Annotated in this window: 17 protein-coding genes and 1 pseudogene; 12 read left to right on the top strand and 6 right to left on the bottom strand. The window is 49.2% G+C overall.

The window, feature by feature from the left end:
• Positions 1 to 18: 18 nt before the first annotated feature.
• The 3 genes from GWK09_RS00405 to GWK09_RS00395 are packed head-to-tail and all read right to left on the bottom strand — an operon-like array spanning position 19 to position 2,193.
• Entirely contained in the window at positions 19 to 1,107 is a 1,089-nt protein-coding gene (locus GWK09_RS00405) for a DUF4097 family beta strand repeat-containing protein (protein WP_163691053.1), read from the bottom strand.
• A complete protein-coding gene (locus GWK09_RS00400; RefSeq protein ID WP_163691052.1) occupies positions 1,088 to 1,639 on the bottom strand; it encodes a DUF3379 domain-containing protein in 552 nt (183 codons plus the stop codon). Before GWK09_RS00400 ends, GWK09_RS00405 begins: the two co-directional genes overlap by 20 nt.
• Entirely contained in the window at positions 1,636 to 2,193 is a 558-nt protein-coding gene (locus tag GWK09_RS00395; RefSeq protein ID WP_163691051.1) for an RNA polymerase sigma factor, read from the bottom strand. Before GWK09_RS00395 ends, GWK09_RS00400 begins: the two co-directional genes overlap by 4 nt.
• Positions 2,194 to 2,410: 217 nt before the next feature.
• Between GWK09_RS00395 and lon the strand changes: the two genes are divergently transcribed.
• Together lon and cmk are read left to right on the top strand one after the other, a co-directional pair.
• Positions 2,411 to 4,861: an endopeptidase La gene (gene lon, locus GWK09_RS00390; protein ID WP_163691050.1), complete on the top strand. Its 2,451-nt coding sequence runs from the start codon at positions 2,411 to 2,413 to the stop codon at positions 4,859 to 4,861.
• Between the two features lie 75 nt (positions 4,862 to 4,936).
• Entirely contained in the window at positions 4,937 to 5,629 is a 693-nt protein-coding gene (gene cmk, locus GWK09_RS00385; protein WP_163691049.1) for a (d)CMP kinase, read from the top strand.
• A gap of 38 nt (positions 5,630 to 5,667) precedes the next feature.
• Here cmk and GWK09_RS00380 read toward each other — a convergent pair whose 3' ends face one another.
• Positions 5,668 to 6,048 carry a LysM peptidoglycan-binding domain-containing protein gene (locus GWK09_RS00380; RefSeq protein ID WP_163691048.1) on the bottom strand — a complete coding sequence of 127 codons (381 nt, stop codon included), beginning with the start codon at positions 6,046 to 6,048 and terminating at the stop codon, positions 5,668 to 5,670.
• A 57-nt stretch (positions 6,049 to 6,105) separates the two neighbouring features.
• A pseudogene (locus GWK09_RS00375) lies at positions 6,106 to 6,261 on the bottom strand (LysM peptidoglycan-binding domain-containing protein); the annotation flags it as partial.
• Positions 6,262 to 6,519: 258 nt separating this feature from the next.
• Here GWK09_RS00375 and rpsA point away from each other — a divergent pair.
• The 10 genes from rpsA (at position 6,520) to GWK09_RS00325 (ending at position 16,390) form a co-directional block, all read left to right on the top strand.
• Complete coding sequence (gene rpsA, locus GWK09_RS00370; protein ID WP_163691047.1) at positions 6,520 to 8,355, top strand: 30S ribosomal protein S1; 1,836 nt, start codon at positions 6,520 to 6,522, stop codon at positions 8,353 to 8,355.
• Positions 8,356 to 8,526: 171 nt separating this feature from the next.
• On the top strand, positions 8,527 to 9,066 hold the full coding sequence (gene pyrR / locus GWK09_RS00365) for a bifunctional pyr operon transcriptional regulator/uracil phosphoribosyltransferase PyrR (protein ID WP_163692454.1): 540 nt from the start codon (positions 8,527 to 8,529) through the stop codon (positions 9,064 to 9,066).
• Positions 9,067 to 9,069: 3 nt separating this feature from the next.
• Positions 9,070 to 9,999, top strand: coding sequence for an aspartate carbamoyltransferase catalytic subunit (locus tag GWK09_RS00360; RefSeq protein ID WP_163691046.1), 930 nt, complete (start codon positions 9,070 to 9,072; stop codon positions 9,997 to 9,999).
• Positions 10,000 to 10,002: 3 nt separating this feature from the next.
• On the top strand, positions 10,003 to 10,335 hold the full coding sequence (locus GWK09_RS00355; RefSeq protein ID WP_163691045.1) for a ribonuclease Z: 333 nt from the start codon (positions 10,003 to 10,005) through the stop codon (positions 10,333 to 10,335).
• Positions 10,336 to 10,338: 3 nt separating this feature from the next.
• Positions 10,339 to 10,815, top strand: a complete 477-nt coding sequence (locus tag GWK09_RS00350; RefSeq protein ID WP_163691044.1) for a DUF3291 domain-containing protein — start codon at positions 10,339 to 10,341, stop codon at positions 10,813 to 10,815.
• Positions 10,812 to 11,717, top strand: coding sequence for a ribonuclease Z (locus tag GWK09_RS00345; protein ID WP_163691043.1), 906 nt, complete (start codon positions 10,812 to 10,814; stop codon positions 11,715 to 11,717). Before GWK09_RS00350 ends, GWK09_RS00345 begins: the two co-directional genes overlap by 4 nt.
• 78 nt (positions 11,718 to 11,795) lie before the next feature.
• Entirely contained in the window at positions 11,796 to 12,443 is a 648-nt protein-coding gene (gene pdxH, locus GWK09_RS00340; RefSeq protein ID WP_163691042.1) for a pyridoxamine 5'-phosphate oxidase, read from the top strand.
• Between the two features lie 55 nt (positions 12,444 to 12,498).
• The gene (locus GWK09_RS00335) at positions 12,499 to 12,987 is read left to right on the top strand and encodes a SixA phosphatase family protein (protein WP_163691041.1); all 489 of its coding nucleotides are present in this window, start codon (positions 12,499 to 12,501) and stop codon (positions 12,985 to 12,987) included.
• A complete protein-coding gene (gene ppk1 / locus GWK09_RS00330) occupies positions 12,984 to 15,101 on the top strand; it encodes a polyphosphate kinase 1 (RefSeq protein ID WP_163691040.1) in 2,118 nt (705 codons plus the stop codon). The genes GWK09_RS00335 and ppk1 overlap by 4 nt, the downstream gene beginning before the upstream one ends.
• Positions 15,101 to 16,390, top strand: a complete 1,290-nt coding sequence (locus GWK09_RS00325; protein WP_163691039.1) for an MFS transporter — start codon at positions 15,101 to 15,103, stop codon at positions 16,388 to 16,390. The genes ppk1 and GWK09_RS00325 overlap by 1 nt, the downstream gene beginning before the upstream one ends.
• Before the next feature lie 4 nt (positions 16,391 to 16,394).
• Here GWK09_RS00325 and miaE read toward each other — a convergent pair whose 3' ends face one another.
• Positions 16,395 to 16,976: a tRNA-(ms[2]io[6]A)-hydroxylase gene (gene miaE, locus GWK09_RS00320; protein ID WP_163691038.1), complete on the bottom strand. Its 582-nt coding sequence runs from the start codon at positions 16,974 to 16,976 to the stop codon at positions 16,395 to 16,397.
• Between the last annotated feature and the right edge of the window lie 40 nt (positions 16,977 to 17,016).

Genomic DNA, 17,016 nt, shown 5'->3' with positions numbered 1-17,016 from the left:
TTATTTATTATTTCAGGGTTAGTTTTTTTTCAGGGATATATTGCCGTAATCGCTGTTAATCGTCATTAGTTTACCGCTGTTGGAACTCCCGTGAAAGCCTTTGTAATAGCGCTCGCGATCCTTCTCTCTGCTAACGGAGATTTCCAGTTCATCCTTCCCGCTGACCCCGGCGTAGTCAGTGCTGATCTCAAAGTCGAAATAATACTGGGAGCTATATCCTATTTTGATCCCGGTATAATCCGTACGTATATTTACATTTCCGGCATCCGGTGCCAATTCTTCTATCCTGATGGCCCCGTAATCCGCACTTATGTCGACATTGCCGTGTACCATTCCCAGGCTCACGTTGACGTAGTCTCCGTTGCCCTGTACATTGCCTACTTCGCTCACTTCCAGGCTGCCGTAGTCATTGGAATACTTCAAATTCCCCATCTGTCCTATCGCGGCATCGGTATAATCTGCATTGATAACAAGGTCACCTGCTTTCTCCACGGTAAACCCGGAATAATCAGCCCTGATCTGCCCGCTGTTGATGTATCCGAAATAGGATTTGGACGTGTAGTCAAAACTCAGGTCGTTGTTCCTGCCTCTCAGTTCGCCTATCTGCAATCTGCCGTAGTCACAACTGATCTTGGCATACCCGTCTATGCGGTCCAGGCTGATGTTTCCATAATCATTGCTGATATGAATGCTGTTCTTTACAGGGAGTTTGATCGTATAGTCGATCTGCATACTCACGTTGCTGTTCTTTCCCCAACCCCAGTTCCATCCTCTGTCCTTCTCGAAGGTGGTCTTCGCGGAAACCATGGAGGCGTCAGCCTCAAAAGCCACGGAGATCTCGTCGAGTTTTTCCTGAACTTTGCTTTCGTTGTTGCCATTGGTCTTAATGCTGACCTCGATCACGATCCGGTTCTCATCCCAGGAGGCCATCGCGATATTGCCATAACTGTTTGAGACTTTGAGTATGGCATTGGAGCTCACGCTGAATTCCTTTTTGATGGTCTTTTCCTTGGTGTATTTCCCTTTCATGGGATCTCCATGCGCACCGGCAAGAAGCGGGAGGGCTAAGAGAAAAAATACGAGTTTTTTAAAGAGTACTGTCTTCATTTTCTTGAACTTTAAGTTTTTTAACGGTTTCTAATTTTTCCATCACATCCTTCAAAAGGTCGATGCGCATCTGGAAATTCTGAACTATGGCACTCAAAAGGATTTTTTGATCTCCCCCTTCCAGCAGGTCTGTCCTGAGCTTCTGATAATCGGCTTCCAGCAAGTCTAACTGAATCATGGCGTCGGAGACCATCTTCCTGGCCTCAGGGGTATCTTCCTGTTCCAGCAAGGTGAGCTGCTGCTCTATCACCCCTGCAAAATAACGTTCGGTGTTGCTGACCTCCGGGGAGACCTCCGCAAGGCGATCGCCCAGGGGGATGATATCGGTAAATGAACCCAGAAAGATCCCGAACAGGAACAGCACGGAGGCTGCGATCGCCAGGGGTTTCCACCAGGAGACACCTTTGGCATCCCTACTTTGCTTTGCCTCCAACCTGGAGAGAAACCTCTGCTGGTGGCCCATCGGCGGTTCCTCCCGGTCCAATGCAGGCTTAATTTCTCTGAACAGGTCTTGCAGATCTCGTTCTTTCATGATAGTATGGGTTCTAATTTTTTTCGCAAACTCTCTTTGGCTCTGGAAATCGTGGTCCGGCAATTCGCATAACTGATGCCCATCAGGCCACAGATCTCCTCGTAATCATACCCCTCGATTAAATGTAAGGTCAGGGACACTCTGTAGTTCTCCTTGAGCGAGTCCATGGTCTTCAAAACCTTTTGAGCCAAATGTTCTGTTTCTCCATGGTCTGCCTCGGGTACATCGTCGTCCCCGACCTTGTACAATGTGCTGTCGAGGGAGACTTCATTCTTTTTCTTCCTGTTTCGGTAATACACCAGACTTTTATTTACCACGATTTTCTTCAACCAGGCTCCGAAAGTGACCTCACCCCTGTACGAATCCAGTTTTGTGAAGGCGTTCAGAAAGGACTCCTGCATGACATCCTCTGCCTCTGCCTGGTCTTTGACAATTCTGAATGCCGTATTGAACATCGCTTTGTAATATCTGTTGTAAATCTCCATTTGCGCCCTTTGGTCTCCCTTCAGACACAATGGAATTAAGGTTTCAGTATGTTCTCCTACCCGGCTCAAAAAGTATTCGATTTGTTATATAGATAGAGGAATGTACGCATTGTTACAGTTTTTAAAGAAAAATTATTGGGTTGGCATGGGAATTGACCTTATGGAGGGACTTCTTCCCCGGAAATTCCATGTTTTCAGCGGGTTTTACAGCGGGAAGAGGTAAAAAATTGCTATAATATAATCGTATCGTTCGTCTTAAAATGACAGAATGACGGAATAATATGCTATGGGAGACGCTAAATTCATAAGTTTTGACAATATGTCGCTGCAGGATATCAATGAGGAATCTGAATTGATCCCCCTTCTGACTCCTGAAGATGAGGAAGAGATGAAAAACGAGGTACTGCCCGAGACCTTGCCTATCCTGCCTCTGAGAAATACGGTCCTCTTTCCGGGGGTCGTCATTCCCATCACCGCAGGGAGGGACAAATCCATCAACCTGATCAAATACGCCAATAAGGGTTCAAAAGTCATCGGGGTAGTTTCTCAGAAGGACGAGGAAACGGAGGATCCCGGGGTAAAGGACATCAATACGCTGGGTACGGTGGCGCGCATCCTCAGGGTATTGCAGATGCCGGACGGGAATACTACGGTGATCATACAGGGGAAGAAACGATTCGAGATCGCGGAGGTCCTTACCGAAAAACCCTATATGACGGCCACCATCAGGGAAGTGGAGGATGAGGAAATCGACCAGCAGGGAGAAGAGTTCCTCGCCATCATCGAATCCATCAAGGATATCGCGCTTCAGATCATCCGGGACAATCCCAACATCCCGAGTGAGGCTTCCTTCGCCATTCAAAACATCAATAGCAACTCTTTCCTGATCAACTTTGTCTCTTCCAACCTCAATCTCAGCGTAAAGGAGAAGCAGACCCTCCTGGAGATCGGAAACCTCAGGGACCGCGCCCTGGCCACCCTGAAGCATATGAATGTGGAGCTTCAGAAACTGGCCCTGCAGAAGGACATACAGTCCAAGGTCCGCAGTGACCTGGATCAGCAGCAAAGGGAGTATTTCCTCCACCAGCAGATGAAGACCATCCAGGAAGAACTGGGTGGTGCCTCCTACGACGAGGAGATCGAGGAAATGAGGCTAAAGGCGAAAAAGAAGAAATGGACCGAAAAGGTCAAAGAACACTTCGATAAGGAACTTGCCAAGATGCAACGCATGAACCCTCAGGTAGCTGAGTACAGCATACAGCGCAATTACCTTGACCTGTTTCTGGAGCTGCCATGGGAAGAGTTTTCCAAGGACAAATTCGACCTGAAACGGGCGCAGAAGATCCTGGACCGGGACCACTACGGTCTGGAGGATGTCAAAAGGCGTATCATAGAATACCTGGCGGTGCTAAAACTCAGGAACGATATGAAATCCCCCATCCTTTGTCTTTACGGCCCTCCCGGGGTTGGAAAGACCTCCCTGGGCAAATCCATTGCCGAGGCCCTGGGAAGGCAGTATGTCAGAATGTCCCTGGGCGGACTCAGGGACGAGGCTGAGATCAGGGGGCACCGTAAGACCTATATAGGCGCGATGCCGGGAAGGATCATACAGAGTATCAAAAAGGCTGGGACCTCCAACCCCGTCTTTATCCTGGATGAGATCGATAAGTTGTCGAGCAGTTACCAGGGCGATCCGTCATCGGCCATGCTGGAAGTACTGGATCCCGAACAGAACAATGACTTCCACGATAATTTCCTGGAGATGGGTTACGACCTGTCTAAGGTGATGTTTATCGCTACGGCCAACAACCTCTCCAGCATACAGCCTGCCCTTAGGGACAGGATGGAGATCATCAAAGTGACCGGCTACACCATTGAGGAGAAGGTGGAGATCGCCAAGAGGCATTTATTGCCAAAACAACTCAAAGAGCACGGTCTGGGGCCTGATGACCTGAAGATCGGAAAACGCCAGCTGGAAAAGATCGTGGAGGGCTATACCCGGGAATCCGGGGTAAGGACCCTTGAGAAACAGATCGCCAAGATGGTGAGGTACGCAGCCAAGTCGATCGCCATGGAAGAGGAATACCAGGTGAAAGTGACCAATGAGATCGTCGAACAGGTGCTGGGTCCGGCTCGGCTTGAGAGGGACAAATACGAGAATAACGAAGTAGCGGGAGTGGTGACAGGGCTAGCCTGGACCAGTGTAGGGGGCGATATCCTTTTCATAGAGTCCATTTTGTCGAGGGGAAAAGGACAGCTCAATATTACGGGGAACCTGGGACAGGTCATGAAGGAATCGGCTACCATTGCCATGGAGTATATCAAGTCTAACGCGGAGGCTTATGGCATAGATCCGGGGGTTTTTGGAAAGTACAACGTACACATCCACGTACCCGAAGGGGCTACCCCCAAGGACGGACCCAGTGCAGGGATCACCATGCTGACGTCACTGGTCTCCCTCTTCACCCAGAAGAAGGTCAGGAAGAGCACAGCCATGACGGGTGAGATCACCCTGAGAGGCAAGGTGCTCCCGGTAGGGGGCATCAAGGAAAAAATCCTGGCTGCTAAACGGGCAAGGATCAAGGATATCATCCTCAGTGCAGACAACAAGAAGGATGTACAGGAGATCAAGGAAGAGTATCTCAAGGGTTTGAATTTCCATTATGTTACCGACATGAGCGAGGTCATCGATCTGGCGATCACCAACCAGAAGGTGAAGAATGCCAAGAGGCTCTGATCGCCTCCCCCTGAATATGAAATCAAAGATTCCCGGGACCCGGTCAAGTTCAGGGAATCTCCTTATTTTTATCACATGAAAAAGATCACCATCGCCATAGACGGATACTCCTCAACCGGGAAGAGTACTATGGCGAAGCAGCTGGCAAGGGCCCTCGGTTATATCTATGTGGATACGGGTGCAATGTACAGGGCGGTGACCCTCTACGCCCTCCGAAAGGGATATATCAGTGAAAAAGGCTTTGAAAAGGAACCTTTACTGTCCGACCTCCCCGGGATCGATCTTAACTTCAGGTACAATCCCGATCTGGGTTATTCAGAGATCTACCTCGATGGGGAGAATGTGGAAAAAGAGATCCGAACACTGGAGGTATCGAACTACGTCAGCCAGATCTCAGTGGTCGCGGAGGTGCGCCAAAAACTGGTGGCCCTGCAGAAGGATATGGGCAGGAACAAAGGCCTTGTTATGGATGGGCGAGATATTGGTACCGTGGTCTTTCCGAATGCCGAATTAAAGATCTTTATGACCGCCTCTCCCGATATCAGGGCCACGCGAAGATATAAGGAACTCCTGGACAGGGGTGCGCTTATCAGTTTCGAGGAAGTGTTGGAGAACGTGCAGAAAAGGGATTATCTCGATTCTCACCGGGAACACTCCCCTTTAAAACAGGCGGAGGACGCCGTGGTCATAGACAACAGTTCCATGAGCCAGCAGGAACAATTTGAAAGGGCCTTATCCCTGGCGGAATTGAGGATCCAATCAGCATGAAAACGGCGCCCCGAGGGCGCCGTTCTTTTTTGAATCCATCAGATCTTGGGGATGACCAGTACCTGATCAGGGTGGATGAGATCCGGATTTTTCAGTATATCGGTATTAGCGGCAAAGATGGCCTTGTATTTCATAGGATCGCCGTAGTAATGTTTGGCGATCTTGCTCAGGGATTCCCCTTTTTGAACCACGTGCCTGTGGTAAACACTTTCATCGGCTACGGTGATATTGGCCTTGATGTCTGAGGGTTTCTCCCCTCCGATTTCCTTGATCTTGTCCCATATAAGGTTTTTCTCATACTGGGTTTTGGCCTGCCCCTTTACCTTGAGGATCCCGTCCTCTACGGTGACATTCCCGTCCTTAACGCCTAATTTCTCTCCCAGTGTCAGCACGGGCTGGTATTTATCCTTTACGCTCATGTATTTAAATTTTTAAAAGGTTAAAACTGCAGCTTTAAAGATACGAAAAGCACGGGTTTCCTTGATCTTGTCCCATATAAGGTTTTTCTCATACTGGGTTTTGGCCTGCCCCTTTACCTTGAGGATCCCGTCCTCTACGGTGACATTCCCGTCCTTAACGCCTAATTTCTCTCCCAGTGTCAGCACGGGCTGGTATTTATCCTTTACGCTCATGTATTTAAATTTTTAAAAGGTTAAAACTGCAGCTTTAAAGATACGAAAAGCACGGGGATCGATGGGCGATGACCTGTAAATCTTTAATTTTTTCCTGAGACGGAAGAATCGGTTGTTAAAAAGAGAATTTAGTTGTACTTTTGCACACCTTTTTGACTAGTATTCAGGAGGAAAAGGGTTGTAAAAACTAAATCTAACATCTTCCATAGGCGAAGTCCCACTCCTGGAGGTTTATGGAATACAAATTTAAATCAGCACATGGCTGAAGAAAAAACAACAACAGAAGAAACTCAGGTAGCTGAGGCCGTTCAGGCAGAAAAGACAGAAACCCCCAAACAGGATCCTCAGGAATTCCTGAAGAATTTTGACTGGGATAAATACGAAGAGGGAATTGAACGGGTAGAGGATTCCAAACTTGAGGAATTCGAAAAACTGGTAGAAGAGAATTTTGTAGATACAGCGGACGAAGAGGTAGTTGTGGGAACTGTAACTCACATTACCGACAGGGAAGCGATCATCGACATCAACGCCAAATCCGAGGGAGTGATCTCCCTCAATGAATTCCGGTATAATCCCGGACTCAAGGTGGGCGATAAGGTTGAGGTGCTTATTGATATTCGCGAAGACAAAAGCGGACAACTGGTACTCTCTCACAGGAAAGCCAGGACCATCAAGGCCTGGGATCGCGTCAATGCGGCCCACGACAAGGAAGAAGTGGTCACCGGATTTGTAAAATGCAGGACCAAAGGGGGAATGATCGTAGATGTCTTCGGGATCGAAGCCTTCCTTCCAGGTTCCCAGATAGACGTAAAACCCATCAGGGATTACGACCAGTATGTAGGTAAGACCATGGAGTTCAAGGTAGTGAAGATCAACCAGGAGTTCAAGAACGTCGTGGTTTCTCACAAAGCCCTGATCGAGGCCGATATCGAAGAACAGAAAAAAGAGATCATCAGTCAGCTCGAAAAAGGGCAGGTACTGGAGGGTGTGGTCAAGAACATCACTTCTTACGGGGTCTTTATCGACCTTGGAGGAGTAGACGGACTGATCCACATCACCGACCTTTCCTGGAGCAGGATCAACCACCCAAGCGAAGTAGTGGATCTGGACCAGAAACTCAACGTCGTGATCCTGGATTTCGACGACAACAAGTCGAGGATACAATTAGGTCTGAAGCAGCTTGAAAAACATCCATGGGATGCACTCGGCGATGAGATCAAGGTAGGAGATAAAGTTAAAGGAAAGGTAGTCGTTATTGCTGATTACGGTGCCTTCCTGGAAGTAGCCGAAGGAGTTGAAGGACTGATCCACGTATCAGAGATGTCCTGGTCTACCCACCTGAGGTCCGCACAGGATTTCGTTAAGGTAGGGGATGAGCTGGAGGCAGTAGTGCTTACACTCGACCGGGAGGACAGGAAAATGTCCCTGGGTCTTAAGCAACTGACCCCGGATCCATGGACGGACATTACCTCCAAATATCCTGTGGGATCCAAACATAAAGGGATCGTAAGGAATTTTACCAATTTCGGTGTATTCGTGGAATTGGAAGAGGGGATCGACGGACTCATATACATTTCCGACCTTTCCTGGACCAAGAAGATCAAACACCCTTCAGAATTTGTAACCGTAGGGGACACTCTGGAAGTAGAGGTGCTGGAACTGGATGTGGAAGGACGCAAACTGAGCCTCGGCCACAAGCAGACCACGGAGAACCCATGGGATAAATACGAAGAGGAATTCGCCCTGGGAACTGAACACAAAGCTTCCATCTCGGAGATCGTCGACAAAGGTGCTGTGATCGAATTCAACAAGGACATCACTGCCTTTGTACCTCAGCGCCATATGGAGAAAGAAGATGGTAAGAAGCTCGGTAAGGGTGAAGAGGCCATGTTCAAGATCATCGAATTCAACAAGGAATTCAAAAGGGTCGTGGCCAGCCATACAGCAATCTTTAAAGAAGAGGAGCAACGCAACGTGAAAGCGGCCAGGAAGAAAGCTGCTACTCAGGCGGAGGAATCCAAACCCACACTCGGAGATGCCAATGAGCAATTGCAGGCACTGAAGGATAGAATGGAAGGCAAGAAGAAAAAATAGTCCTGCGTGATATCCGAACGAGTAATAAGAATCAGCCCTGACCTTGCGGTCGGGGCTTTTTTTTGGCCATGTGGGCCAAAGAAAGACCTGGATGTACGATGTCTGCAGGGCCTCTCATTTATTGAACAGAATTCGCTATTTTTGTTTTCAAATATGTTGGTAGCCCACACCATGAGTCAAAAAGTACTTCTTTCCTCAAAAGAAATCCACATTATTTTACATCGACTGGCTTGCCAACTCTTAGAAAATCACCTTGATTTTTCGGATACCGTCCTTATCGGGATACAGCCCAGGGGGACCTTTCTGGCCAATCGGCTGGCAAAACTCCTCAAGGAGGAATACAAGGTGAAGGACATCAAACTGGGGCTTCTGGATATCACCTTTTTCCGGGATGATTTCAGGAGGGGAGACAAACCCCTGGAGGCCAGTTCCACCAAGATCGACTTTTTAGTGGAGGGAAAGAAGGTGGTCCTGATCGATGATGTGCTTTATACCGGGCGCAGTATAAGGGCGGCCCTGACGGCGATTCAGTCGTTCGGCAGGCCCGATGAGATCGAGCTGCTGACCCTGATCGACAGAAGGTTCAGCAGGCACTTGCCCATTCAGCCCAATTACAGGGGCAGGCAGGTGGATGCCATCAATCAGGAAAAGGTGAAGGTACTCTGGAAGGAGAACGAAGGGAAGGATGTGGTTTATTTAGTCAACAGATAAGAAATGCCGGCATTAAGCGTAAGACATCTACTGGGGATAAAGTATCTGAACGAAAAGGATATCCAGCTCATTTTTGAAACCGCAGACCAGTTCAAGGAAGTGATCAACAGGTCCATCAAGAAGGTCCCTTCCCTGAGAGATATTACCATTGCCAACATCTTTTTTGAGAACAGTACCCGGACCAAACTCAGCTTCGAACTGGCCGAGAAGAGGTTATCCGCGGATGTGCTCAATTTTTCGGCCTCCCAATCCTCGGTGAAAAAAGGGGAAACCCTGATAGACACGGTTAACAACATACTGTCTATGAAGGTAGATATGGTGGTGATGAGGCACCCCAACCCAGGGGCGGGGATCTTCCTGTCCAAACACGTAAAAGCATCCATCATCAACGCGGGTGACGGGGCACATGAACACCCTACACAGGCCCTGCTCGATTCCTATTCCATCAGGGAGAAGTTAGGGGATGTGGCCGGGAAAAAAGTGATCATCGTTGGGGACATCCTGCATTCGAGGGTTGCCCTTTCCAATATTTTTGCCCTCAAACTTCAGGGGGCGCAGGTAAAGGTATGCGGCCCCAAGACCCTGATCCCCAAATATATAGAAAGTCTGGGGGTGGAAGTGGAGCCAGATCTGAGAAAAGGCCTGCTATGGTGCGACGTGGCCAACATGCTGAGGGTTCAGAACGAACGCATGGAGATGAGTTATTTCCCCACCACACGGGAATACACCCAGCAGTTCGGGATCAACAAGGAATTGCTGGACAGCCTCGGCAAGGAGATCGTGATCATGCACCCCGGCCCGATCAACAGGGGCGTGGAGATCACAAGTGACGTGGCCGATTCATCCCAGTCTATCATCCTCCACCAGGTGGAGAATGGGGTCGCCATCCGTATGGCCGTGATTTACCTGCTCGCTTCACAACTAAATACCTGAGTCATGATCTTTGATAAGGACGGAAATACAACGGTAGTGTACCAGGAAAACATCAGCCTGTTGAAATTCGTAGAAAATCTCAATCAGGGGTACGACAAGATCAGCAAGGACCATATCGTGGTCAACCTGTTTTCCTTTAGCCGACTTACCTCGGACGACCTGCTCGAATTTCTGGATCTTTCCAGAAAACACAAGAAGGAGAACAAATCCTTTGTCCTCGTTACGGACAAGGTGGATTACGACGACGTTCCCGACGAGATCAGCCTGGCACCCACCCTGCAGGAAGCCATGGATATCATTGAGATGGAAGATATTGAACGGGACCTGGATCTTTAAAACATGGCTTTTTACTTCGCACAGATCAATGTAGCCAGGGCAAAATACCCACTGGATGACCCGCGTATGTCTGATTTTATTGAAAATATTCCTGGTATAAACGCCCTTGCGGAGGAAAGTCCCGGATTTGTCTGGCGTTGGGTGGAGGAGGAAGATAACAGGACTGTGGAGGTCTTTGGGGATAAGGCTTTAGTGGTAAACATGTCTTTGTGGAAATCCCGGGATGACCTCATTCACTTTACCTATAAGACAGGACATTCTGACATCTACAAAAGACGCAAGGAATGGTTCTCTAATTTGGAAACAAGCCATCTGGTCTGTTGGTATACACAAAATGTCGAGATCGAGCTGGAAGAAGCCAAAAGTCGCATGTACCATCTCGAATGCAAGGGTGAAACTCCCTACGCTTTTACCTTCAAAAGCGAGTATTCAGAAAAAGAGGTATTGGAATATCTCGCGGCTAACCCTTCCCTTTTATGAAGTTGCATATCATGGGCTGCCATGCGGCCACGCCTAGCATGAAGGGCCATCCAACCTCACAGATACTGGAGATCAGGGACCATATCTTCCTGATCGACTGCGGGGAGGGTACTCAGGTGCAATTGCGCAGGCACAAGGTTAAATTTTCAAGGATCAACCATATCTTCATTTCTCACCTCCACGGAGACCATTTCTTTGGATTACCCGGCCTGATCTCTACGTTCCAGTTGCTGGGGCGGGAAAAAGAGCTCCACGTGTACGGGCCTGAAAGGATCAAGGAGGTCATCCTGCTCCTTCTGAGGGTAGGGAATTCCTGGACCGGTTTTCAACTGGTCTTTCACGAATTGACCAGTGCGATCTCCGAGGTAATCTTCGAGGACGAAAAAGTAAAAGTATCTACGATCCCACTAAAACACAGGGTGTATACCAATGGATTCCTGTTTGAGGAAAAACCCAAAGAAAGGGGGCTTAATATGGAGGCAGTGGGCAGGTACAAGGTAGACAAGGCGTATTTTAAGAACATTAAGAAAGGAAAGGACGCCCTCTCCCATAAGGGGGAGAACATCCCCAATAAAGACCTGACCTTTGATCCTCCGGTTCCCAAAACCTATGCCTATTGCAGCGATACGGCCTATGACGAGACTAAAATATCCTGGATATCCGGTGCGGATATCCTCTACCACGAGGCCACGTTCCTGAGCACTGAAGCTTCTCTCGCTTCAAAAACAGGGCATTCGACGGCAAAAGAGGCAGCTCTGATCGCCCGGCTGGCAGGGGTCAAAAAACTGATCCTGGGCCATTTCTCCACCCGGTACAAGGACAAAAATCTGTTCCTGAAAGAAGCTCAACCGGTATTTCCTTCCACGGAGCTTGCCGAGGACGGAAAGGTCTTTGAGCTTTAAGTTCAAAAGCGTGCCTGTTATTTCCCTTTTTGTCAAGTTTTCACCAACTTTGTTACAAAGTCCGAGATTGGATCAGCTATGAAGAAAGACCTGAGTGACTACCGTAAAACGTACACCAAGAGTGCCCTGCTGGAGGGGGAAGTTTCCGACAATCCCATGGAGCTGTTCCAAAAGTGGTTCCACGAGATCGAAAGGTCGGGTACCACTGACGAACCCAACGCGATGACCGTCACTACCAATGGACTTGACGGGTACCCAAAAGGTCGGGTGGTTCTCCTGAAACGCTTTACGTATGAGGGCTTCATCTTTTACTCGAACTACCAGAGTGAGAAAGGAAAATCGATTGCCGGAGACCCCCGGGTGTGCCTCTCCTTCTTCTGGCCGGGAATGGAGCGGCAGGTGATCATCAAAGGCAAGGCCGAAAAGATCCCCGGGAATATGTCTGACGGATATTTTGAATCAAGGCCCACAGGGAGTAAATTAGGAGCCATCGTATCGAATCAGAGCGAGGTCATTCCATCCCGAGAGGTCCTGGAAGAAAAACTTAAGGATTTGGAAAAGGAGTACGAGCAGAAGGAGATCCCCCGTCCGGAGTACTGGGGAGGATACCTCGTAAGGCCCATCAGTATTGAATTCTGGCAGGGAAGACCCAACAGGCTACACGACCGATTGAGGTATACGCTGCAAGAAGATTATAACTGGAAGATGGAAAGGCTGGCACCCTGAGGCAATAAACCCACTGTGGCATGCATTTCCGTGTGTCGTGGTAAAATGAAAAGAAATGAAACATCTCATATTGGTCAGACACGGCAAGTCGTCCTGGGAATTCGGAGTGGAGGACAGGGACAGGCCTTTACTTGAAAGGGGCATACAGGATGCCCATAAGGTCTCCAGTCATTTCGCCTCCTCTTCCTTTACGCCCGATGCGGTCTATTCCAGTCCGGCCATCCGAGCCCTGCACACCTGTACGGTCTTTTTGCGCAAACTCAAGGTCCCATACCATAAGTTCTCCCTGGCCGAAAGGTTGTACGTGTTCTCAGGGGATGCTTTGATCGACTTCATTGCGGATCTCCCTGACACCGAGGATAAGGTCATGATCTTTGGCCATAACCACGCCTTTACGGAAGTTGCCAATGCACTTGGAGACCGCGGCATAGACAACGTGCCCACAACCGGACTGGTACATATTTCCTTTGATATCAAGGGATGGCATGAGGTGCGGAAAGGCAAAACAGAGCGATTTTTGATACCCAAAGCACTCGGTTTATGATCAAGAACAAGAATCAGTACGTCAACCGGGAAATAAGCTGGTTGAATTTCAATGACAGGGTGCTGCAGGAAAGCGCGGACCCATCCGTTCCCCTTATTGAAAGACTCCGGTTCCTTGGGATCTTTTCCAATAACCTGGATGAATTCTTCAAGGTGCGTTATGCCACTGTGAAGCGGATCGCAGAAGCCGGAAAGTCGGGTAAAAGCGTCCTGGGTGGGGAGGTGGCCAAAGACCTGCTGGAGGAGATCACCAAGATCGTGATCGAACAGCAGACACGAAGCCTGGAGATCCACAAAGACATCGAGCGGGAACTGGAGGGGGAGAACATCCACCTGATCAATGAGGAAGAGGTAACCCCGGAACAGTCCGAATTTCTAAAAACCTATTTCCTGGAAAAGGTGAGTCCGCAGTTGATGACGATCATCCTCAATGACCTGGCCTCATTCCCGATGTTAAAGGACACTGCAGCCTACCTGGCCATCCGTATGGTGTTGACTTCGGATCACAGGACCCCGTCTGGTGGAAAGGAACAGGATGTGAGATTCGCTCTGATAGAGATTCCCAAAGGCATCGATCGCTTTGTCGTTCTGCCCAGGCAGGGGGATAACCACTACATCATTATTCTCGACGATCTTATCCGATATTGTCTCGACAGTATCTTCTCCATGTTCGATTATTCTTCCATCACGGCACATATGATCAAGATCACAAGGGATGCGGAACTCGATATTGACAATGATCTCAGTAAAAGTTTCATAGAGAAGATCTCATCGAGTGTGGACAACAGGAAGATCAGTGATCCTGTACGTTTTGTATATGACAAGAGCATCGGGAAAGACACTTTGAGATTCCTTCAGGAAAAAATGGGGATCACGGATACGGACAGTGTTATCCCGGGTGGAAGGTATCACAACAGGAGGGATTATATGTCCTTCCCCAGCCTGGGTAAGGAAGAGCTGATGTACGAAAAGATCAAACCATTGCCGATCAGGGGGATCGACCCGGAGGGTAGCTTCCTGGACCAGATCCGCAGAAAGGACTACCTCCAGTACGTACCCTATCACAAATTCTCCTATATCATCCGATTCCTGAGGGAAGCGGCCCTGGATCCCAAGGTAAGGTCCATCAAGATCACCTTGTACCGACTTGCTGACAATTCTCAGGTGGTAGCCTCCCTGATCAATGCCGCCAAGAACGGGAAGCAGGTCACCGTACAGATCGAACTCCGGGCCCGTTTTGACGAGACAGCCAACATCCGGTACGCAGAACAGCTGCAGGAAGAAGGGGTGAAATTGATCTTTGGGGTGCCGGGATTAAAGGTACACAGCAAGATCTGCATGATCGAGAGGGAAGAGGAAGACCGCATGAGGCGTTATGGATTGATCAGCACGGGAAATTTCAATGAGACCACGGGGAGGATCTATACGGATTATACCCTTTTTACTGCTAACGAGAAGATCCTGAAGGAATTGAATCTGGTCTTCGAATTTTTTGATACGAGCTATAAGATCAACAAATACAAACACCTGATCGTATCCCCTCATTATACCCGAAGTGTTTTCAAAAGCCTGATCGAACAGGAGATCGAGAACGTGAAAAAGGGTAAGGAGGCCTATATCAAGATCAAGATGAACAGCCTTACTTCCTATGACATGGTAGACAAGCTCTATGAGGCCAGCAGGGCAGGGGTAAAGATCAAGATGATTGTCAGGGGTATTTGTTGCCTGATACCGGGTATTAAGGGGATGAGTGAGAACATAGAGGCGATCAGCATAGTGGATAAGTTTCTGGAACACCCCAGGCTCTTTATCTTCGCAAATGGGGGCGATCCTAAGGTCTATATCTCATCTGCAGACTGGATGACGCGCAACATCGAGAACAGGGTAGAGGTGGGGTGTCCTATCTACGACCCTGAGATCCGGCAGGAACTCATCGATACCTTTGAGATCTCATGGCGTGACAATGTAAAGGCCCGCCGTTTCAACCGCAATCAGAACAACCGTTACGTCAGGAACAGCAAAACAAAACTGAGGTCACAGTTCGCCATGTATGATTACTTTGCGGACAAACTGATCGAAAAGAAAAAGGACCCCAGACCCTCAACCGTGGAGTGATGTCCAAACAGCTGGCCACCTGGCTCAACCTAGAAGTGGAGTTGCGGAGCTGCGAGCCCATAGAGGAGGAGTACTGTAAGGAGGTCCCCGGCAATTTCCTCAAAAACGCCTGCAGTGGATTCTGCTCCAAACTGGCCGAGCAATTGGTGAGTCCGAGTGTGACCCTTCCCTGGATCCTTTCCCTGGTAGGAAGTGGTACCGGCCTTTCGGGCATGTTGGTGCCCCTGAAGAATTTGGGCAGCCTGCTCCCTCAACTCATGGTGTCCGGCGCAATACGCAAATATCCCATACGCAAATTCTTTTGGGCGATCCCAGCTTTCCTACAGGCACTTATGGTGATCCTGATGGGGTTGGCACTTAGGTGGCTGGACGGATTTCCCGCCGGTGTTGCCGTCGTGTTCCTGTTGTTGCTCTTCAGCATCGCCAGTGGTGTTTCATCTGTGGCATTTAAGGACGTGATGGGGAAGACCATTCCCAAAGGGAAAAGAGGCCGTCTGCTCGCCTGGAGGGCCACAGGCGGGGGTGTCCTTACCCTGCTCTTCGGGTTGGCCCTGTACTTTTACCTGCAATCCTGGGAACCCATGAGTGTTATCCTCCTGCTGGTGGGAAGTGCAGCGGCACTCTGGATCCTGGCAGGTGTATTCTTTTCGATGATCAAAGAGGGACCGGGTGCCACCGGCGGAGGCCGAACACCTATGCAGGAATTCACGGCGGGGATTAAATATTTGAAAAAGGATGCCAATCTGCGGAATTTTGTGCTCGCCAGGGCCTTCCTGATGGCCATTCCCCTTGCCCAGCCTTTTTTTGTCATCATAGGGAGGGAGACTACCCGGGCAGAATTTTCGGGCCTTGGGATCTTCGTGATTGCCTCAGGGATCGCAGCCATGGTCTCCAGTCCGTTTTGGGGGAGGTTTGCCGACCGGTCTTCCCGCAAATTGATGTTGGGTATTGCCCTGTTTGGGATTGTCAATTGTAGCCTGGTTCTGGGATTTATGTATCTCTCACCGGGATCTCAGAGTCTGTATCTCTTCGCCCCCCTGATCCTGCTGAATATGATGGCCCATGGGGGAGCCCGGCTGAGCAGGAAGACCTATCTGACCGACTTTGCACCGGAAGAAGAAAGGCCCTTGTACATTGCCTTATCCAACACCCTTATCGGATGTTTTACCCTCCTCACTGCCGGGATAGGTTTTATCGCGGAATGGTTCAGCTATGAGATACTCCTTTTCTTTTTTATGGGGATGCTGATGCTCAGCATGCTATGGACCTATCGTCTCAGAGAGGTATAGGGGCCTACCCATGCATCGTTTCCTTTTTCCCAAGGTCTTTAACGATGGTCGCCTCGTATTCCAGCAGGGACTTCCATTTGGCATCCACTTCTTCCCGATTGCCGTATTTCCTGGCGAATTTCAGGAAGAGGGTGTAGTGGCTAGCCTCGCTTTCCATAAGGGAGCGGTAGAATTCAGCCAGATCGCGGTCCTTCAACTCTTCGGAAAGCAACCTGAACCGTTCACAACTGCGGGCTTCTATCAGGGCAGCATAAAGCAAGCGGTGCACCAATTGTTCGGTCCGGGAGCCGCCTTTGGGAAAGAATTTCTGGAGGGCGATCACGTATTCGTCCTTCCGGTATTTCCCCAGGGTCTGTCCCCTGGCCAGGATCCTTTCGTGAACCATCTTGAAATGTCCCATTTCTTCCCGTGACAGGGCGATCATCTCATTGACAAGTTCGGGATATTCGGGAAAGGTCACGATCAGGGATATGGCCGTACTCGCCGCCTTTTGTTCACAATAGGCGTGATCGGTCAGGATCTCATCGATATTCATTTCAACGATATTCACCCATCTGGGATCCGTGGGCAGTTTAAGTCCGAGCATGAGGTAATGAATTTACATTCATTTCAAAAATAGGAAAAAT

The organism is Muriicola jejuensis (assembly GCF_010671595.1).
In the GTDB taxonomy this organism is placed as follows: Bacteria; Bacteroidota; Bacteroidia; order Flavobacteriales; family Flavobacteriaceae; genus Muriicola; species Muriicola jejuensis.
This window is presented reverse-complemented; position numbering and strand designations above follow the sequence as displayed.